Source organism: Paenibacillus phytorum (assembly GCF_013141715.1).
In the GTDB taxonomy this organism is placed as follows: Bacteria; Bacillota; Bacilli; order Paenibacillales; family NBRC-103111; genus Paenibacillus_E; species Paenibacillus_E phytorum.
The window spans coordinates 1-19781 of the sequence record NZ_WHOA01000032.1 but is presented as its reverse complement, the minus strand read 5'-3'; the positions used below and the strand labels follow the sequence as shown (position 1 = coordinate 19781).

The window sequence follows — 19781 nt, the reverse complement described above, 5'->3', positions numbered from 1 at the left end:
TCTACACTTGCGTGTTTTCTCTTCGATTTAAATAAACTCTTAACAATAGTGATATTATGGGGAATGAGAGGACGGTTTGGCCCCAAACATAAGCGGCTAGATTCGTTACATGGATGATCCGCTCATTTCGCCTAATCCAGATCATCTTGCCAATCATCTGATCATGTAGAATAGCCTCATCATGCGCTAAGTTGGTATCTCCCTTACAAAGGTAATGCAACTGCTCGTTCCTAGTTACCAATCGGCAAAAACGATGTGCGACTAAGTTGCCATGAGGTGTATGAAATAGGATGATATCGCCTTTCTTTATGTTTGCAGCCTCCGTAGATACAAAACGGCAAATATCCCCTTTTTTTATACAAGGATACATACTCGTTCCTCGAGCCGGAAGCTCGATCCATCCTCTCTTTTCCATTGCATGAGTAATAAGCTGTAGGAATTCCTTACGAAACTGCATATTGAACCAAGCCGCGTCCAATCATATCGTTCAAGAACGCTTCAATATCTTCTTCAACCGTTTCGTCGACGGATTCATACTCCTTCCGAATTGCTTCGCTGAGGGAGCTTACCGTCTGAGCTGCGCCAAGCAATGACCAGCAAAATCCGCCCACTCCGTTTAACTTCGTTAAGTTATACTCATCTGTGTTCAAAATAATCCATTCCATATCCAGTTGAATGGACTCATAATCATTCATCCGAAGGTACTGGGTCATTACGAAATCAACTCCCAAAATGTATCGTTTTTTTGAAAATGCAGCTCGCAAATTGAGACCGAGTTGACCAATTGCTGCAACAATTGAAGTATATCCCTGATTTCTTCAGGGCTGTGAGACCAATAAAACACTTTATCCATGAGATGAAGGAATCCACTCGACTTGCTAAGCGGAACGATGTGATTATCGACGGCCTGATTCAATAAATAAATCCCGGCTAGCGGACTATTTTCTTCAGCACCTGTTGTTCTGTCCAGCTCACTTCGAAATGGAGAGTTAAAGATGGTCACCTTATCCGGCGTAATTTTGACAACAGTTGCTTCATCGGAAAGAAGGTTACGAGGCATTGACAGTTTAGCTGCGGTAGATTTACCAGCACCTGAATGGCCTGCAAACAGATACGCTCTTCCCTTATCCATGACGCAGGAAGAATGAATTAACAGTCCCCACTTGTGATGAACCACATAGGAGCTGTACATGTTCATTAAGGCATGCTTTAAAGCCAATTCATTGTTTACGGAAATAACAGCGTAACGATAATCCATTTCTGTTTCAATCAAATAATCAGCCCTGCGGAAGGAGATGCTATCGAGTTCTTTGGTAATTTCGACGTAATAATCAACAAAGGGAATCCCATATCCCTCTTTGATATAAATAATGAGATCAGGGTTACTACTTACGATCGGATCCGCAGCTGGGAAATTCTTACGTATGATGCCCATTAATGCTTCAGATTGACAAATCAAATGAATGACATGCTCACCAATTTGTGTATAAAAGAGTTCCATACTTCATCCCCTGGGGTCGAATTGAAATTCGAGGTCAATAGCCTATCACCATTGACCTCCTTGGACAAACTTACTTACCCTTACCGTTGCCGCCTCCGTTACCATTATGCGGTCCAGTGTACGGAGGGTTCGGATAATTAATGCCGCCATTCCCAGTACCCGGGTGATTCAGGTTACCGTGGCCTTTATTCCAGCATTGAGCTGTCTCAAAACGAACCGGTTGTTGACTTAAAACCATGGGGCGCACATACAATTTTTGTTCCCTCTTCGTATTTTCTTCCATCGTTTCACTCTCCTATCGTTTCAAAGTTTGGATAAGTCGTCTTGCTTCCCCGAAGGGTGTATCAATAATTTCGTATATACGAAGATATACCGTAGTTTCAAACCGGTCCAAGTCAAAATTAATGGTCTGTGTTCCGCTAACCAACTTGTTCTCGCCAGTAAACGAAAGAACCTTCGATACCATAATTCGGTTCTTGGCATCGGCCAATTCAAGCCTCATCTTGGAAAAGCTTTGATCGACGACGACTTCATCCTGAAGCTTGATACTAAAATCCAAATTCAGCTTATACGAATAGGGTAAACTTCCCGATGACATATTATAGTTGGCCCCTGTCGACCAATCATTCAATGTAACTTGAAAAGGGTAGAAGGCAAGGGACTTATCGCTTGTCTCTTCCATAACCTTTGTCTTGAAGGCAGCAAGCGGAATGTTGTAAGGCTCAACACTCTTCGTATCCAAAATCTGCATGGCCAGCTGCTCACCTGTTTCCGTGCTCGGAATGATAAAAGAATAGTAAATGACGTAGCTTATATTCGGAATAAGCGTTTCTACCAGCGTATTTTGTCTGGTGCCTAAGTATTTATTGCCGCTAACGCTCGACAGCTCCGCCTGGAACTCTGGAACCTGCAATGGATTTTCGCTATGATTGAGCAGTTTGAACTTAGCAACTGCTGCTTTGAAGCCCCCACCGGCGCTTTCATGCAATTGTAAATCCACCATGGAAACATCCACTTCAGGTCTTATCAACTTGTATAACGGATCAAACTTAATAGGCTTATTCCATTCATACTGTACTAATTGATTCAAAAAACGCAGATTGTTATCAGCACCTGGCAGTGTAATCATCAATCTACCTATTAAATAATTGTTATGCGTTTTGTCATCAACCGCAAAGTCTTCGGGCGTTAGGATAGATAAGCTCTTCAGTTCCATCCTATTCCTAACTGGAATGGCATAGTGGATATAATGCTGCTCACCTGGTTCAAGTAACAGCTTATCTTGTTCCAGCCTTTTGCCGGTATATACCTTTTTGTCGGATACTCCGTTGATTCGAAAATCAGGTATCGCTGTTTTCTTATCCCCCTTATTCGTTGCAAGCAAACCTACAATCGTCATGGGGCCCTCTTTTGTATTCTGTTCATTAAGGCTAATCGGTTTGTATTCTACCGTGCTCGATAACACTGGGATCGTAAACGCATCTTCCCATTTCTTCATCACAGCGGGATCAGAAAGGACGGCCTTCTCCCCTTTCCATTCTATGGCTGATACGGGAATAGATATGATTCTCTTTTCTTGTTTGGGATAGACGAATTCATCGACATCCAACCATGAAAGTTCGGTCAATGAGAAAGCGTCATAACGATCGACTACATTCATATAACTAAGCTCGGCAGTTTCTTTGGGCTGAATATTTTTGACATTAGCTTGACTAGGACGCATGATATATTCCAAGCCTTCTTGTGTCTTGACGCGAACCTCATATTCCGGGACCCCAGTCAAGCGATCTCCATTGTTAAATATGCGAACAACGGCGGCAATTCTAGTTCCTTCTGAGGTTGATTCATTTAATATGCTTTTCACTTCCACCTTGATCGCATCGGTAAGTTGATAGCTAGCCAGACTCGTTGATTGCGTATATTTCTCATCTGCCAATGCATGAAAGGACGCAGATGGAATCACTAGAGAGGCGGATAAGATGAACATAACCATCGTATGTTTCCAATTTATTTTCAATTCAAGTCACTCCATTTTTCATTATTGCTCTTCAATAGCCGTCATTTGGACTTTTTCTTTGTCTCTTAACTGATTAGGATTGGATTTAACGACCAATTCCCCTTCTTTGACACCGGAAAGCACTTCTTGATTAGGCTCATTTAATCTACCAAGCTGCACGCTGCGCTTCTCAACCATATCTCCCGTAAGTACGAATACGAAGGCATCATCACCCTCTTTAACGATACTATATGTTGGAACTGTGGGAACGATTTGGTCCTTATCCTCTGTCATTTGAATCCTTAGCTTCATGCCGGGCTTCAAGGTCATATCTTTGTTAGGCACTTCTAGGTTGATTTCATAAGCTTTCGTTTGCGGGTCGATCACTTTGGATAGATAACTGATTTTCCCTTTATACTTTTGCTTAGTTCCTGCAATGTAGTAGGACAGCTCTGTCTTGTCACTTAAGTGTTTCGTTTCTTCTTCCGTTAGCTGAGCTTTAATCTTAATCGGATCCAGTCTCTGAATGACACCGATGGTAGCACCGGGCTGCAAAGACATCCAGCCTTCTAACGGCATCTCCGATAACAGGCCACTCACAGGGGCTTTTACTTCAAGACTTTTCATGGATTGATCGATCTGCTGCAAGGTAACTCGGGCATTTTTGAGCTGATCTTCCAATTCGGAAGTAGCATCAATCGGTTCCAAAATGCTTAGCTTATGCTTGAGCTGATCCAGATCCAAGCGGGCATTCATCATTTGGTTTTCCATCTGATACAGCTGGGCTTTCGTAACCAGACCAATATCATAGTCGTTCTTCATTTTATTGTAATTCCGCAGCAAGCTCGTCATGCCTAACTCCATTTTTTGAATGGTGTTGCTCATTTCCAGCTTCTGGCTTTCCATTTCTTTTTTTGCTCTAATTTTCGCTTTTTCTATGGCTTCCTGGGCCGTTTTGACAGCTGTATCCGCTGCTTCTCGCTGGGCAGAGACCTCGCTTGACTTCAACTTGACGATGACGTCTCCTTCTTGAACCATATCCCCGCGCTTTTTCAGGATTTGGTCAATGTCACCAGCAACCTTGGCTACTACATCAAATTGAATTGAGGATTGAACTTCGGCTGCACGTTCAATCGGATCTCCAATTTTTTGATTTATGACCTTAAATACTTTAACACTTTTTAATGCTTGCACCTGAGAATTAGCATCCGGATTTAACGGGGCTGTATCTGAGCATCCGGCCAGGATTCCAAAGCTCAGCGTCAGGATGCAGGCGGTTCTCACGGCTCGCCGATGCGGCTTTCGTCTTTTTTGTCTCATTAGCTATAAACTCGCTCCCCTTGCTACAATTTTTTACAGATAAAGGTTACAGATAAGTTTCCGCATGATGGTCTTTTATTTCGTTCATAACCACCCCAATCAACTTGGCTTTCGCCAGCATAAGCTCCTCTTTCACCTTCTTGGCTGCGCCACGCTTCACCTTGCCATATTCCACAATGAGAAGCACCCCATCGCACTTGGTCGCCATTATTTTGGCGTCGGTTAACGTTAAGACCGATGGTGTATCCACAATAACCATGTCGTATTTCGCCCTTAGTTCGACCAAGAGGTCATCCATAGATTTCGATGCCAATAAGCTGGACGGGTTCTGTTGCACAGGTCCTGTGGTCAAAATAGACAGATTTTCAATGATTGTTTCCCGTATGATCCCGTCCAATGCGTTCCGATTAACCAAATAATTCGTCAATCCAATACCATTATCTTCACCAAATGCAAGATGGATGGAAGGATTTCGCAAATCCGCATCAAGCAGAATCACTTTTTTTCCGATCTGAGCATAAGCTACTGCCAAATTAACAGCTGTCGTCGTTTTCCCTTCACCTCGGCCAGATGAAGTAATCGTAATCGTCTTCGCCTCACGTCCGAAGACGGAGCATTCGATATTAAATCTTAACGAACGATATGCTTCTGAGGTGGAGGAATCCGGATGAACTTGCATCATAATCGTCGAATTATTGGATGGTTTTGGCATATGACGGTTCCCCTGCTTTTTTTCTAGATTTATTTTTTTGCTTGGTTCGCAATTCTTTGTTTTTCACTTTTGGTATGTACCCTAATGTCGATACTTCAAATACCTCGCGAATATCTTCATCGGTCTTTAACGTATCATCTAAGGCATCTAGCAGGAATGTCAGGCCGACCATAACAGCTAGGGAGGCTACAAAGCTTAAAATGATGTATTGATTTGATTTTTGATTAATGGGTATTGGTTTGTCCTGTACTTTGGCTCTATTTAATATGGTGATATTATCAACTTTCATAATCTTGGGAATTTCGGATTGAAAGACATCCGAAACGGCGTTCGCTATTCTCACTGCTCTTTCTTGGGAAAAATGCCGTGCAACGATCGACATGACTTGCGTTTCATTGAGATTCGAAACATTGACGATTGAAATTAGTTGGTCTGTGGATACATTTAAATCGGGGTATCGTTGAACTACTTTATCCATAATAGCTGGGGTTCTAATGATTTCCTTATAGGTATTAATGAGGGCCATGTTAACACCGATCGCGCCATAATCGATTTGTTCCGTGCCTGATTGAGCCTGTTCAAAGGTTTTATTGACGATCAACTTGGTCGAAGCCTGGTAAATGGGCTGATATTTGGATGAGGTATACATAGCTGTTAGAATAGTCGTCACCAGTACGACTAAAACGATGAGCCACAAGCGCTTCTTTATAATCAGTAAATATTCTTTAAAATTGATTTCCATGATTCCCCTCCGTAGGAAGTCTACTTTTACATTTGGTAGAAAACAACGCATCCTTTGATACTATTTGTATCATGATGTTAAGTATTACTTTAAGATACTTTTTGTATCATGTCAATATAATTATTGCTATTTAGGTTCCAAATTGTATCAAAGAAAATCGTCATAAAAAAAGAGAAGAATTCCTGTTTCAGGAGTCTTCTCTTGGGTCATTAACTCATCCCTATTGTCGTTATTCTACTTGATTCATTCGTTCGATTGGAAAGTGTTAAAGCCTGCTGCAGAAGCATCGCAAGCAGCTTCCGCATCGAGCCTATACCAATTTTGCTCATAATATTAGCCAGATGTATTTTTACAGTTTTCTCACTGATGAAACAACTTTCAGCAATCTCACGGTTGGTATATCCATGGGTAACAAGTAGAGAAAGAATTTCCGATTCACGCTGCGTAAGGCCGTAATTCACAAAAAACTGATGAAAAACCAGCTCCGGTTCCTTGGTTAGCTCCACATTTACGTAACTTTCATGTTCCGTAATCAACCTATTTGTCATCCGATAACTTCCTTTATATATATGTCTAATTGATTGTCACACGATCTCTCATATTACAACTTCACTTATATGGATATGTCTTTCTCGACTTAGATCTAGAAATGACTCGTCAATCTTAACAAGCGGGTTCGTATCATCCGTAGGATTAATATAAACGACCTCTCCCCAGCGTCCATCGGTTAGCTTCACTGTCCTGCCGATCAAATTCTGTATGATATTGGTCAGAAATACAGACACAATGTGGGGGTCTAATTCTCCGAAAAACCCTTTCCTCATCCGACTTACAACCTCGTAAAAGGGCATCATTTCGTGGTAAGGCCTCTTCGATGACATCGCGTGAAAGACATCGGCAACTGCAACAATTCGGCTCATTCGATCCAACTGGCTATCCTTTAATTGCAAGGGGTATCCAGTGCCATCTGCCCGCTCATGATGCTGTAGGGCAACTAGAGCTACTCTATAGTTAATCCCTACCGTTTCCTTAAGCATATTATAGCCTAGAATCGTATGGCGCTTTATTTCGTCGTACTCTGCAGAGGTTAATTTCCCCGGCTTCAATAGAATCTCTTGTGAAATCTTGATCTTACCAACATCATGCATCGTAGCTGCCAGCGATAATAACGCTACTTCATTATCAGCCCAATTTAACCATTTACCAATCAACGTTGAAAGTATGCCTACACCAATATTGTGTTGATGCGTATACTCATCTTTTGCTTTGACAGCTTGAAACAATTGAAATAAATCGGGGTTCTCAGCAGCCTGCTGAACAATAGGAATCAAATCATTCTTGATTTCCAGCAGTGGAATCTTCTTCTGCGATTGAATACGCTCGAATAAGTCCTTGGCATATTGGGAAGCTTTTTGGACAAGGAGTTGGGAAGAATCCGGTGGGGATACAGAATCAAGCTTATGCTCATGCATGGTTGTCGTAATGATACCCATAAAGTCAATGCGATGCTGCCGAAACAAATCCAAATGCTCTTGATTGAGAACCGATTGACTTGGTACTAAAACAAGTCCATGGCTTGTTGTCACATCGTATTTCAACATCTTACCCAATAGTTCTCTCAATAAAGCTCGCTCCAATTATTTCAAAATATAACCAATTTCAATTATATACGACAAAATTAGTACAATCTATGGGTCGAAATCCCATATTTTTTTGGAATATGTAGGATTAATAACCTATTCCAATCCTAGAAACAACCGAAAGTAGGACTATTGATCTGCTTATTACGTTCAATTGACGCTAAATGCACATCGTGACATCCGTCTACCCTGCTGCATATAGTAAGTATCGACTAATCCGCTTTTACCTAAGGAGGAAATTACGCAATGGCTTCAGACAACAAACAAGAGCGTCGTGAATTGGAATCGGAATTATTACAGCCTGAAACTACGGAACAGTCCTATCCTGATTCATATCCACAAACTGTTCCTTATCCATACGGCTATGCTGTACCGCAAGCTTACGCTTGGGTGCCTGCTTACGATCCGCGCGGCTTCGGATTTCCGGGCTTACCTGGATTCGGCATGACTCCTGGCACCCCCGGAACCGGTATGACTCCTGGATTCCCCGGATCTGGCATGACTCCTGGATTCCCCGGATCTGGCATGTCTCCTGGTTTCCCCGGATCTGGCATGTCTCCTGGTTTCCCCGGATCTGGCATGACTCCTGGTTTCCCCGGATCTGGCATGTCTCCTGGTTTCCCCGGATCTGGCATGTCTCCTGGTTTCCCCGGATCTGGCATGTCTCCTGGTTTCCCTGGATCTGGCATGTCTCCTGGTTTCCCTGGATCTGGCATGTCTCCTGGTTTCCCTGGATCTGGCATGCAGCCTGGCTTCCCTGACCAACCCGGCTTCCCTGGGCAACCGGAAGGAGGAGAGCAAGCTCCAACTTCGGCACCTCCAGCTTATACACCGCAGAAGCCGTTTAAAGCGGAAGGTGCCTCCGCTTATGCCGTAGATCCGGGAAGTATTCGCCGCTGCTTGTTTAATTTCACTTATGTCTGGCTCAGCAACGGTCAACAGTTCTGGTATTTCCCTACCTTTGTCGGACGCAATTCAATCGCAGGCTTCCGTTGGACTGGATTCTCTTGGATGTATTTCGGTATCGATTTGCGCTTTATTGATTCATTTACTTGTTAAAAAGAGGCTGTTATTTTCATCAATGAACTGTGACCCGAAAGATGGACACTTTGAAAAAAGTGACCTCTCTCGGGTCTTTTACGTTTACAATCAATGAATAAATGAATGAATCCACTTCTCGGCTGAATGATGTTGTATATTGGAGACTGTCGATTGATTCACAACTGGTATTCATAACTCCAAAATGCGCGATTTTAGAGTCATTCAGCTTTCGTGATGGCAGATGGGCTATAGTGGCTACCAATGTTGTATTTTCTACAACAATTCACACGCCAAAAGGCTATTTTGCATCTTGAAGTTGCATATCGTACAACATTTTGAGCACATTTGTTGCTAAATGCTCTATATTGGGACAATTTGTTGTACATTATGCAACATCGAAGGGAAATAGGCGAGATTTAGGCAGCAATTGTTGCATTTTTTACAACATCATTCTACGCGTTTAGGGATTCATTCATCCAGCAACCTCAAGTGAGCCTAAATGTAGATGATACCGATATATGACACCATTATGTAGAACAAAATTGGACGAATAAATCGACGGTCTCTATTGTACAACAATTCTGCCTAGATCCCGGCGTTTCTCCCCTCGATGTTGCATAATGTATCTACCCGTTTTGAGGCGACCCAATAAATGAGTAGACAGTCCCTATCAACCAGCATTCAAGCAAGCCGTGGTTAAAGCTTACCAAGAGGGCAGGACACCCGTTGAGCGCTTTGAACTCATTATTTCGAATTAGTGACCATTAACAATGAGCATAAAAAAAGATGACTCCCGGTGAATATTGCGTACGGGATCCATCTTTTAACAGCTTAATCTAAAGTCTTTTCTTCTAAGTGCCCACGAATGGCGGAATAGCGGCACATTATATCAACGGAATTACAGCCTTCTTTCTTATCAACCTTCCTGCCAAGCAAAGCGGTATCCGATCCCAGGCTCCGTAAGGATATACTTCGGTCTTGTCGGGTCCTCTTCAATCTTTTTCCTCAGATGACCGACATATACTCTCAAGTATTGGCTGTCTGATTCATACTGCTGACCGCCCCAAACTTGTTTGAGCAATTGTTTATGAGTCATCACTCGTCCAGCATTCAGGGCGAGTACTTTCAACAAATCGTATTCGGTCGGTGTTAATTTGAGTTTCTCATCATTTAGCTCTACACTACGTTGAGATAAATCAATAACTAAATGACCCAGTCTCAACACCGGTTCATCTTGCGTCTTGGCGATATGCCGTAAGGCCACTCGCATACGGGCCATAAATTCGCCCATGCCAAACGGCTTCGTTACATAATCGTCAGCGCCGCGATCCAAAGCAGCAACTTTATCTTGTTCCTGGTCTTGAGCCGTAAGAATAATGATGGGCACCTGCGACCACTCACGGATATGCGCCAGCACTTCCATGCCCGTCATATCAGGCAATCCTAGATCTAAGACAATTAAATCAGGGCGCACCATCGTAGCCTGCAGCAAGCCTTCTTGACCGGTAGAAGCTTCAGCTGCTTCAAAGCCGTGTGCGGTTAGTGTGACGCGCAGTAATTTTCGAATTTGTGGTTCATCATCAATGATTAAGATCTTCGCCCCTGTGGTTGTCATTCCTATCCCCGTCTTTCTCAGCGAATTGTAAAGGCAAGCTTATCCGAATAGCCGTTCCTCGATTCCCATTCATCATAGCTGCAATATGGCCGCCATGTGCTTCCACAATGCTTTTGCAGATCGCAAGCCCTAGCCCTGTTCCTGGGATATGTTTGGTTAAATGGCCTCTATAAAATTTCTCAAATACCCGCTCTAAATCAGCTGAAGCAATGCCTGCACCCTCATCCTTGATGGTCAAATCAAGCATGTCTTGGTTGTGATCCGCTTCAATCACAATTTCGCTTCCATCAGGCGAATACTTAATGGCATTACTAATCACATTAATCAACACCTGTTCAATAAGAACTTCGTCTAGAGGTACCGATGGAAGATCTGACCCAAAACGTATGTTTACTTTTCTGTGCAGCAAAGCATCGTTCAATTGCGTAAGCGCAACACCTACAATATCCTCTATCCCACACCACTGTTTATTTAAACGCAGCATGCCGCTCTCAATCCGAACCATACCCAGTAAATTACCTACTAACCGGTTCATCCGGGTAGCTCCCTCACGAGTCGTTAGTAATAACTCTCGTCGATCTTCAGGACCGAAGACGTCTTCCCCTTCTAGTAGTCCGGTTACGGAACCAATGATGGTTGCCAGAGGCGTTCGCAATTCATGTGAAAGCGAGTCCAGCAGCGCGGTACGCAGCTTCTCTGATTCCGCAGTCAATTGCGCCACCTTGGCTTCATTCGCGAGTTTAACGCGAGATATCGCAACGGCCGCAAGATCCGAGAGTGCTTCGATGATCCGAATAAACTCTGGCATATCCGACAAATGTCTATCGCCCACATGAACAGCAAGCACGCCATGGACCTGATGATCCGTAGCTAAAGGGACATGCAGATCCGATGATTCACTGAGTGTAAGAGTCCCTCGACCCGCAATGGAATTATGTTTGTTCACCCATGCGGCGATAGACAGGTGAGATTCATCACTGGCCCAATCTCCGCCATCCTTCGAGTAGGCTTCCAACTGCTGTTCCCCAAACTGGTTTGGCAAAATGATTGCAGCCTTAGCATCAAGCGTATCGGATAAATGCTGAACAATCTGATCCAATAGTACATCTAAGTCTGAAAAGGCTGTAATCTTACGACTTAGCGCATACAGAGCAGCCGTATTTGCTTCTCTCTGCTGGGCTTGATGGATTTGACTCCGCAGCTTTGAAGCTAAGCTAGATGTAAGGGCTGCAACGGAAAAAAATACAATAAAAGAGATCACATAACGCAAATCTGCAACCGTCATGCTAAAGACGGGAGGCACAAAAAAGAAGTCAAACGCTAATATCCCCATTCCCGCAGCAAAAAAGGAGGGTCCCCTCCCCCATCTTACGGCACTAAAAAGAACAGGAAATAAATAGAGAAGCGCAATATTAACTAAATCCAAAAAAAGACCAAAAACTCTTAGAAATAGGGTCGATACTGCAATATAAATTGCGATAATAAAATAAGATTTCCAGTTAATAAATTCATTTGTTTTATTCTCCATATTTTCATTTTACCCTATTTCCCGAAGTTTGCCACATCTCATAATCGGCAACAATCAGCACATCCATTGTACTGGCAAGCGGCACAAGCTTTTTGACAATAGCGTCTTTCCACACAATAATTTGAGTCGCTCCCGCCTCACTTGCTTTGGAAGCAAACACCTGCGGAATTTGGTTGCGGTTAGCCACCTCTTGATACGAAAACTCCCCTCCAAGCCTAATGGTCAGCTTCTCCAATGACTCTAGTTTTTGCTTCCACTCCTCTGCGCCTCCCACCGCAATAAAGCTTACATGCCAAGCTGCTTTAAGTCGATGCGCAATCCGAAAGCCGCGACGAATTAAGCGGTCGGCTTGTGCGATTTCCGTGACGCACACATAAATCACTTCTTTTCTTCGCCATGGGCCGCGAAGTGAGCTCTTGCGCTCCATAGATTCCAGACGTTCATCCACATCATCAGCGATTTCGCGCAGCGCGAGTTCCCGTAAAGCGATTAGATTCCCCGTTTTAAAGAAATTGTTCAACGCTTGATCTACTTTTACCATCGCATAAATTTTACCAGCTCTCATGCGAAGCTGTAAGGCCGCAGGGGCAACATCGATTAACTGCACTTCATCCGCCATGCGAAGAATGCTGTCAGGAACAGTTTCCCTAACCCGAATACCCGTAGTTTGTTCCACGGCATCATTTAAGCTTTCCAAATGCTGCACATTAACGGTAGCAATGACCGATATGCCCGCTTCTAGAATTTCCAGCACATCTTCATACCTTTTTTTATTCTTACTGCTGGGTACATTCGAATGGGCTAATTCATCAACCAAAACCACTTCAGGTCGAAGACGTATGATACCTTCTGTATCCATTTCCTCCAGCTTTACACCTTGATACTGAATTTCTGCCCTGGGTATGACTTCGAGTTCGCCAATCTGTGCGACAGTCTCTATTCTCCCATGGGTTTCAAGTAAACCAATCTTCGCATCAATCCCCTTTTTGAGCAGATCGTTACCTTCTCGAAGCATCGTATACGTTTTACCGACACCAGGTGCAGCTCCAATATAGACTTTAAATCTACCGCGTTTGATTTTTTCGATTTTCGCCTCTACTTCTTGTTTACTCAATCGTTTATATTTATAGGGTTCCTTCAGCGAGTGGATATGGGCTGGTAGAATGCGCTCACCCTCCTGAGAAGCACGATCAGCAATCAAGAACACATCGATATTTGTAGTTCTTTTTAACACGCCATTGATGACGGAGCCTTGTATCAAAGTTTGCCATTGGGTTTGCTTAGAATGACCTAATACAATGCGTGTTACATGATGAGCTATCGCATAGTCGACCAATATTTGAGGGATACTGCGACGGTTCCGAAAAGGCAGCTCTTCAAATTTGCCGCCTACTTTTTGAACAAGCTTCATAATAGACCTGCGAAAAGTGGCAGCTTCTTTGGTGAGCGGTTTATTGAAATTACGCAGCGTAACCACATGCAGATCACCATTCAATCGCTTAGCGATCTGTTGTCCTCTACGCACGTAGATAGAACCGTTCCAATGATACTGCGTCGTAACTAGAATGCGCTCTGTCGCTCCAGATGGACCCAGAATCCCCATTTGTTCGCGATGTTCTTCCAGAGAATCGTTTACATCCTCAGCAACAAGTCGAAGAGCCAGTTCACGCAGCACGCCTAAATTACCGCGTTTGAATAAAGCTGTATCTTTATTCCCCTTTAAATTTCCTTCTTCCAATCGATTTAAAATCGTTTCCGGCGTTGCGTCGATTAATCGAACCTCATCAGCGAGTTCCAACGTATCTGAAGGAACGCAGTGCCCTACTTCAATCCCAGTTAGTTTATGAGCAACCTCCATCGCCTCTTCCAACTCATACACATTCACTGTGGTAATAACACTAATGTCATTTGAAAGTAAGAACTTGATATCGTCTAACCGGGATGGAAAGCGAGCGCCTTCTCGATTACAGTGGGCTAACCCGTCTACAAGGACGACCTCCGGGTTTCTTTCGAGTAATGCATCCAGATTGAGATCTTTTTGCTCTATACCGTCCTTGATCCAATGAAGACTCGGGACCCTTTCCAGATCCCCCAATTGTTCCACAGTTTCCGGTCTTTGGAGCGTCGATACGGCGCAAATGACCACATCGATCCCCTGCTGCTTAAGGTTCTGCCCTTCACGAAGCATGTGATAGGTTTTCCCAGAGCCGCTGACTGCGCCGATATATATTTTAAAACTGCCGCGGTGCAGTTTAGAAATGGAATATAGGATTTCTTCTGGTGTTTTTCTTTTGAAACCATCCAAATGGCAACATTCTCCCTTCTCCCTAAAATGTGCAGAAACCACTCTCACTATTAACGAGAGTGGCTGCCTGCTTACCTCACAATTTCACTTGCTTAAGCAGTTCCATATTTAATTCGGTCACATTGACTCTAGGCTCACCGAAAACCCCGAGTTGGCGCGTTTTTGAAAGCTTATCAACGAGGTCATTGAGATTTTTCTCAGAGATCCCCGTTTCCTTGCTAATTCTCGGCACTTGGGCTTTAGCCCCTTCCGGAGACAAATCCGGATCAAAACCGGAACCGGAGACAGTGACTAAGTCGGCCGGTATTTCCGTTAGATTAGGATTTTCTTGCTTCAAGGCATCAATTTTCTCTGCCATTGCCGCAGCATAATCGCTTGAAGCCACCGCTGTATTGGAGCCTGATGACGCAGTTGGATCATACTTAGCTGCAGATTCTCTTGGATGGAAGAGTTTCGGAGACTCAAAGGCTTGAGCCAATAATTCCGATCCTATCACGACACCACCTGATTCTATGAGACTTCCATTCGCTTGTTTAGGAAATAGGACCTGAGCCACACCTGTCGTTGCAAGTGGATAAATGAGCCCACAGACGATCATGAACAATAAAGACACCCGAACAGCTATAAAAACCGATTTCATAAAGCTATCTCCTCGTTTCTCTTTCTCTTTAAACGATATTTAATCCGTGAAGTACCATATCAATGATTTTAATCCCGATGAAAGGCACGACCACACCGCCTAGACCATAGAGCAAAATATTACGTGACAACAATTTATCTGCTGACATCGCCCGGTACTTAACACCCTTCATCGCAATGGGGATCAGCAGGGGTATGATGATAGCATTGAAAATGAGCGCCGATAAAATAGCCGATTCCGGCGAAGCCAGATTCATAATATTCAAAGCCTGCAGCTGCGGCATAGCTAAGATAAACATCGCAGGAATGATCGCGAAATACTTAGCAATGTCGTTGGCAATTGAAAATGTTGTTAAAGCTCCGCGAGTGATCAGCAGCTGTTTACCGATGGAGATTACAGATAACAGTTTGGTCGGATCGGAATCCAAATCGATCATGTTCGCAGCTTCTTTTGCAGCCATCGTACCTGAATTCATCGCCAAACCTACATCAGCTTGTGCAAGCGCAGGAGCGTCATTCGTTCCGTCTCCTGTCATCGCTACCAGTTTACCTTCTTGCTGCTCTTTTTTAATCGCGGCAATTTTATCTTCCGGCTTCGCCTCAGCGATAAACTCGTCAACACCGGCTTCAAGCGCAATCGTCGCAGCTGTCAGCGGGTTATCCCCTGTACACATGACGGTCTTGATGCCCATTGCACGAAGTTCAGCAAATCGTTCCTTCAAGCCCGGTTTTACCGTATCCTTGAGGTAAATAACGCCATAGATTCGCTCGTTAATTGCGACTGCCAGCGGAGTGCCTCCGGCTTTGGCAATTCGGTTTGTGATCGCTTCTAAATCACTAGGAATTTTCCCGCCCATAGCTGCTACATATTTCTTAATTGCGTCGACAGCACCCTTGCGGACTTGTTTACCATCAGCTAAATTAAGCCCCGACATCCGTGTTTCAGCGGTAAACTCCACCACTTCTGCCCCTTGATAGCTATCTGCTTGCCATGTCTCCCCAAGCTTATTCGCAAGCTCCACAATGGAGCGTCCCTCAGGAGTTTCGTCTTTCACTGATGCTTGTAAGGATGTAAAAGTGATGTCTTTAGCAGCTACGCCATTCACTGGTACGAACTCCGAAGCCATCCGATTCCCGAATGTGATCGTCCCCGTTTTATCAAGAATCATCGTATCGATGTCGCCCGCAGCTTCAACCGCCTTGCCTGACATGGCAAGCACGTTAAACTGTGTCACACGGTCCATACCAGCGATACCGATAGCTGACAAGAGACCTCCGATTGTAGTCGGAATGAGACAGACCAGCAGAGCAATCAGTGTGGAAATCTCCAATTTCACGTCCAAATACTTCGCCATCGGCACCATGGTCACAATGACAATTAAGAAGATCAAGGTCAGTACAGCAAGCAGCGTTGTTAACGCAATTTCATTCGGTGTTTTTTGTCGTTTGGCGCCTTCCACGAGTGCAATCATGCGATCTAAGAATGATTCACCGGGATCCGTCGTCACTTTGACAACGATAAAGTCAGAAGCGACTCGTGTTCCACCTGTTACGGATGAGAAGTCGCCACCCGCTTCCTTAATAACAGGAGCGGATTCACCCGTAATCGCTGACTCATCAATTGAAGCTAAGCCTTCAATGATTTCACCGTCGGATGGGATGATCTCACCGATTTCAATGCGGACCAAGTCTCCCTTACGGAGAGAAGTCGAAGACACTTCCTTATAAGAACCATCCTTTTGAACCAGGCGAGCCATCGTATCTGATTTCGTCTTCCGTAGTGAATCGGCCTGCGCCTTGCCTCGCCCTTCGGCCAAAGCTTCCGCGAAGTTAGCGAAAAGCAAGGTGAAAAGCAAGATCAAAAACACAGCGATATTATAACCCCGCCCTACTTCTGTGGTACCAAAAAGTTCTGGTGCAAGTGAAAGCAGAAGCGTAATGACCGTACCGATTTCAACCACAAACATAACCGGATTTTTGATCATCACCCAAGGATTTAATTTTTTAAACGAATCAATGATAGCTTGATTCATGATTTCTTTTGTCATTGTTTTTTTACGTTCCACAGCCATGTAAATCCTCCCTCTCTATTACGTTTATCCTTTAACGCGCAGCCAAGTGTTCAGCAATCGGCCCCAATGCTAGCGCCGGGAAGAACGTTAGAGCACCAATAACTAGAATAATCATGATTAAAATCCCCATAAATAAGGGTGTATTTGTGCGCAATGTGCCTGTCGTTACAGGAACTACACGCTTAGTAGCAAGTGAACCAGCAATGGCCAACATTGCGATGATTGAAATGTAACGGCCAAACAGCATGACCATACCGATACCCAAGTTGTAGAAGTTCGTATTTGCAGTCAAGCCGCCAAAGGCAGATCCGTTATTTGCTGCACCTGATGTGAAGGCATACAAAACTTCAGAAAGTCCATGCATGCCCTGATTGGCTATGGAATGAATGGATTCAGGACGAATAAGCGCCCAAGCTGTCGGTGCCAAAATGATAAGCGGATGGATCAGAATAGCAATGGCCGCCAACTTGACCTCCTTACCTTCAATCTTCTTGCCTAGAAACTCAGGCGTACGACCCACCATCAGTCCACAAATGAAAACAGACAAGATTAGGTAAAGCAACCCGTTTAACAAGCCAACCCCTTTACCGCCGAACACATTGTTCAACATCATTTCTGCAAAAGGGGCTATACTTCCGAGCGGAGTAAGTGATTCATGCATATTATTGACGGAACCTGTTGTTGCAGCCGTAGTTACCGCAGTAAACAGAGCAGATTCAGAAATCCCGAAACGGACTTCCTTACCTTCCATATTGCCATGCACACCCATCGCATCTACCGCAGTTATACCGCGATACTCGGCGTAAAAGACCGTTGACAACATCACGATAAAGATGATCCCCATAGCAGCAAAGATCGTCCAACCTTGCTTTTTGTTCTTAATCATTAATCCGAATGCGTACACCAGAGATGTAGGTAGCAGCATCATACAAATAATATGGATCAAGTTAGACACAGGCGTTGGATTTTCAAAAGGATGCGCGGCGTTCGTACCAAACCACCCACCACCATTTGTACCGATATGCTTAATGGATTCGAACGAAGCCACTAACCCACGAGTAATCGTTTGTTTCGCTCCTTCTAGCGTTGTTGCCTCCACGGCTCCCAGCAAGGTTTGCGGAATACCTTGAAATACTAAAACTAAGGCAACAACAAAGCTAAGCGGCAGAAAGACCCTTGTAATCACCCTAGTGATATCCACGTAGAAGCTACCGAGATTATCTTGACGGCCAATTAAACCGCGAATAAATGCAACCGCCACAGCAAATCCAGTTGCTGCTGATGTAAACATCGGGAACGTTAGCCCCACCATTTGAGACAAATAGGACATTGTATTTTCACCGCTGTAAGCTTGCCAGTTCGTATTTGTAATAAAAGAAACTGCCGTATTAAAAGCTAATGCGGGAGGCATATTACCAATGCCGTCTGGGTTTAAAGGCAAGTATTTTTGAAGTCGAAATACGGCATAAGTCAAGAGCAGCATGACCAAATTCACTAATAATACGGCTCCTAAATACTTTTTCCAACCCATTGCTTCGTCTTCTTTAACACCCATCAACCGATAGGATACACGTTCAAAAGGATCAAAAACACGATCAAGGCGACTCTTTTCATTTCCAAACACTTTAACCAAATAACTACCCACAGGCTTCACCAAAAGCATGATAATACCCAGCGTGATGATGACCTGTAACAATCCCATACCCATAGTAGGTTCTCCCCTTGCTTACATAAGTTCTATTTATACAATTAAAATTTCTCTGGCTTCACTAGAACAAAACCGAGATACACCATCATGACAAATGCAATAACGCCAATAACAATCATATGAGTGCCTCCTACGAGTTTTTTTGCAGAACGCTTATCGAAAGCTAAGCTTAAGCTCATACTTTTTCACAAAATTTAAAAAATCCCCAAAACCCTAGAAATGTTAATCCCATTAACAAAATCATCGTTACATCGTTGTACATAACACACCTCCTGTAATTAGACCGGCTCTACTGCTTTCTAGAAATAGTGTAACGCCGAACCGTATAAAAAGGGGGTAAAGAATCTATAGTATCCGTATAAAAAAAGCATAAAAATTGCTGACTCTAGAAAGAGATATACGCCTCAGAATGGTCAAATAAATACGTACGATCCCATTGGAGGGTAAGTTCTTTTTTGCCCGCAGATGAGTACTTAAGCTTTTCAGATAGATCCGTTAATGCCGATTCTATTAAATGTGTTCTAACTTCTCCCCATGCCTTTTGTTTCTGACGAACATACTTCAGACCATCCGTAAGGGTAAGACCTTGGATCCGCTGAAATTCGAGCTTGGAAATGTCCTACCTTGGCAAACTGCGCTTGCTTTGGATTCACCTCGAGAAACCCATTGTTTACATACAATCAACTCCACTTTGGAGCTTACCTTAATCCACGACCAAGGATAAGCTCAGAGCCTCTAAAGATTGTTATCAAATAAGAGCCCCTAAAGACTCTTATCCCGCTCCTTTAGCCACTTTCTTCGCAAATAGAAGCTCCCAAAGGCTCTTATTTCTCTGAGTAGCTAGCTTTCCCACCCTATCAACGACAAATAAGAGCCTATAAAGGCTCTTATCCCACTACTTAGCCACTTTCTGCGCAAATAGAAGCTCCCAAAGGCTCTTATTTCTCTGAGTAGCTGGCATT

At 43.8% G+C, this 19781-nt stretch carries 18 protein-coding genes; 1 reads left to right on the top strand and 17 read right to left on the bottom strand.

All coding sequences use genetic code 11. The annotated features are described in order from the left end of the window. Position 1: 1 nt before the first annotated feature. The 10 genes from GC098_RS41455 to GC098_RS05500 all read right to left on the bottom strand — a co-directional run bounded on the left by GC098_RS41455 (position 2) and on the right by GC098_RS05500 (position 7893). Positions 2 to 370 (bottom strand): signal peptidase I, encoded by a 369-nt coding sequence (locus GC098_RS41455; protein ID WP_376773841.1) that lies wholly within the window; start codon positions 368 to 370, stop codon positions 2 to 4. A gap of 73 nt (positions 371 to 443) precedes the next feature. Next, positions 444 to 713 carry a PqqD family protein gene (locus GC098_RS05540; RefSeq protein WP_171641716.1) on the bottom strand — a complete coding sequence of 90 codons (270 nt, stop codon included), beginning with the start codon at positions 711 to 713 and terminating at the stop codon, positions 444 to 446. Then, positions 713 to 1501: a hypothetical protein gene (locus GC098_RS05535; protein ID WP_171641714.1), complete on the bottom strand. Its 789-nt coding sequence runs from the start codon at positions 1499 to 1501 to the stop codon at positions 713 to 715. Before GC098_RS05535 ends, GC098_RS05540 begins: the two co-directional genes overlap by 1 nt. Before the next feature lie 70 nt (positions 1502 to 1571). Then, a complete protein-coding gene (locus tag GC098_RS05530) occupies positions 1572 to 1784 on the bottom strand; it encodes a hypothetical protein (RefSeq protein ID WP_171641713.1) in 213 nt (70 codons plus the stop codon). A 12-nt stretch (positions 1785 to 1796) separates the two neighbouring features. Continuing rightward, on the bottom strand, positions 1797 to 3518 hold the full coding sequence (locus GC098_RS05525) for a hypothetical protein (protein ID WP_171641710.1): 1722 nt from the start codon (positions 3516 to 3518) through the stop codon (positions 1797 to 1799). A 21-nt stretch (positions 3519 to 3539) separates the two neighbouring features. After that, positions 3540 to 4817, bottom strand: a complete 1278-nt coding sequence (locus GC098_RS05520) for an efflux RND transporter periplasmic adaptor subunit (RefSeq protein WP_171641708.1) — start codon at positions 4815 to 4817, stop codon at positions 3540 to 3542. A gap of 46 nt (positions 4818 to 4863) precedes the next feature. Then, positions 4864 to 5529, bottom strand: a complete 666-nt coding sequence (locus GC098_RS05515; RefSeq protein ID WP_171641707.1) for a CpsD/CapB family tyrosine-protein kinase — start codon at positions 5527 to 5529, stop codon at positions 4864 to 4866. Beyond that, positions 5510 to 6271: a YveK family protein gene (locus GC098_RS05510; RefSeq protein ID WP_171641705.1), complete on the bottom strand. Its 762-nt coding sequence runs from the start codon at positions 6269 to 6271 to the stop codon at positions 5510 to 5512. The genes GC098_RS05515 and GC098_RS05510 overlap by 20 nt, the downstream gene beginning before the upstream one ends. 209 nt (positions 6272 to 6480) lie before the next feature. Further along, a complete protein-coding gene (locus GC098_RS05505; protein WP_171641703.1) occupies positions 6481 to 6819 on the bottom strand; it encodes a response regulator transcription factor in 339 nt (112 codons plus the stop codon). Between the two features lie 48 nt (positions 6820 to 6867). Next, positions 6868 to 7893 (bottom strand): HD-GYP domain-containing protein, encoded by a 1026-nt coding sequence (locus GC098_RS05500; RefSeq protein WP_171641701.1) that lies wholly within the window; start codon positions 7891 to 7893, stop codon positions 6868 to 6870. A 264-nt stretch (positions 7894 to 8157) separates the two neighbouring features. Here GC098_RS05500 and GC098_RS05495 point away from each other — a divergent pair, with 264 nt between their 5' ends. Beyond that, on the top strand, positions 8158 to 8970 hold the full coding sequence (locus GC098_RS05495; protein ID WP_246358443.1) for a hypothetical protein: 813 nt from the start codon (positions 8158 to 8160) through the stop codon (positions 8968 to 8970). Positions 8971 to 9868: 898 nt separating this feature from the next. On the opposite strand, the gene GC098_RS05490 is transcribed toward GC098_RS05495, so the two are convergent. From GC098_RS05490 to GC098_RS05460, 7 genes are all read right to left on the bottom strand, one after another. Then, positions 9869 to 10567, bottom strand: a complete 699-nt coding sequence (locus GC098_RS05490; RefSeq protein ID WP_171641699.1) for a response regulator — start codon at positions 10565 to 10567, stop codon at positions 9869 to 9871. Beyond that, positions 10533 to 12095, bottom strand: coding sequence for an ATP-binding protein (locus GC098_RS05485; protein ID WP_171641697.1), 1563 nt, complete (start codon positions 12093 to 12095; stop codon positions 10533 to 10535). Before GC098_RS05485 ends, GC098_RS05490 begins: the two co-directional genes overlap by 35 nt. 4 nt (positions 12096 to 12099) lie before the next feature. Next, the gene (locus GC098_RS05480; protein WP_171641695.1) at positions 12100 to 14400 is read right to left on the bottom strand and encodes a histidine kinase; all 2301 of its coding nucleotides are present in this window, start codon (positions 14398 to 14400) and stop codon (positions 12100 to 12102) included. A 76-nt stretch (positions 14401 to 14476) separates the two neighbouring features. Continuing rightward, the gene (gene kdpC / locus GC098_RS05475) at positions 14477 to 15040 is read right to left on the bottom strand and encodes a potassium-transporting ATPase subunit KdpC (RefSeq protein WP_171641692.1); all 564 of its coding nucleotides are present in this window, start codon (positions 15038 to 15040) and stop codon (positions 14477 to 14479) included. Positions 15041 to 15068: 28 nt separating this feature from the next. Further along, positions 15069 to 17111 carry a potassium-transporting ATPase subunit KdpB gene (kdpB, locus tag GC098_RS05470; protein WP_171641690.1) on the bottom strand — a complete coding sequence of 681 codons (2043 nt, stop codon included), beginning with the start codon at positions 17109 to 17111 and terminating at the stop codon, positions 15069 to 15071. Between the two features lie 31 nt (positions 17112 to 17142). Then, on the bottom strand, positions 17143 to 18813 hold the full coding sequence (gene kdpA / locus GC098_RS05465; RefSeq protein WP_171641809.1) for a potassium-transporting ATPase subunit KdpA: 1671 nt from the start codon (positions 18811 to 18813) through the stop codon (positions 17143 to 17145). 47 nt (positions 18814 to 18860) lie between these two features. Then, positions 18861 to 18998: a potassium-transporting ATPase subunit F gene (locus GC098_RS05460; protein ID WP_171641688.1), complete on the bottom strand. Its 138-nt coding sequence runs from the start codon at positions 18996 to 18998 to the stop codon at positions 18861 to 18863. Positions 18999 to 19781 lie beyond the last annotated feature (783 nt).

Bases quoted from the DNA above. Each gene is read 5' to 3' on its own strand.
- GC098_RS05510 (WP_171641705.1), bottom strand. From the start codon at position 6,271: ATGGAAATCAATTTTAAAGAATATTTACTGATTATAAAGAAGCGCTTG.
- kdpC (WP_171641692.1), bottom strand. From the start codon at position 15,040: ATGAAATCGGTTTTTATAGCTGTTCGGGTGTCTTTATTGTTCATGATC.
- kdpA (WP_171641809.1), bottom strand. From the start codon at position 18,813: ATGGGATTGTTACAGGTCATCATCACGCTGGGTATTATCATGCTTTTG.
- kdpB (WP_171641690.1), bottom strand. From the start codon at position 17,111: ATGGCTGTGGAACGTAAAAAAACAATGACAAAAGAAATCATGAATCAA.
- GC098_RS05485 (WP_171641697.1), bottom strand. From the start codon at position 12,095: ATGGAGAATAAAACAAATGAATTTATTAACTGGAAATCTTATTTTATT.
- GC098_RS05505 (WP_171641703.1), bottom strand. From the start codon at position 6,819: ATGACAAATAGGTTGATTACGGAACATGAAAGTTACGTAAATGTGGAG.
- GC098_RS05535 (WP_171641714.1), bottom strand. From the start codon at position 1,501: ATGGAACTCTTTTATACACAAATTGGTGAGCATGTCATTCATTTGATT.
- GC098_RS05530 (WP_171641713.1), bottom strand. From the start codon at position 1,784: ATGGAAGAAAATACGAAGAGGGAACAAAAATTGTATGTGCGCCCCATG.
- GC098_RS41455 (WP_376773841.1), bottom strand. From the start codon at position 370: ATGTATCCTTGTATAAAAAAAGGGGATATTTGCCGTTTTGTATCTACG.
- GC098_RS05540 (WP_171641716.1), bottom strand. From the start codon at position 713: ATGACCCAGTACCTTCGGATGAATGATTATGAGTCCATTCAACTGGAT.
- GC098_RS05515 (WP_171641707.1), bottom strand. From the start codon at position 5,529: ATGCCAAAACCATCCAATAATTCGACGATTATGATGCAAGTTCATCCG.
- GC098_RS05490 (WP_171641699.1), bottom strand. From the start codon at position 10,567: ATGACAACCACAGGGGCGAAGATCTTAATCATTGATGATGAACCACAA.
- GC098_RS05460 (WP_171641688.1), bottom strand. From the start codon at position 18,998: ATGAGCTTAAGCTTAGCTTTCGATAAGCGTTCTGCAAAAAAACTCGTA.
- GC098_RS05520 (WP_171641708.1), bottom strand. From the start codon at position 4,817: ATGAGACAAAAAAGACGAAAGCCGCATCGGCGAGCCGTGAGAACCGCC.
- GC098_RS05495 (WP_246358443.1), top strand. From the start codon at position 8,158: ATGGCTTCAGACAACAAACAAGAGCGTCGTGAATTGGAATCGGAATTA.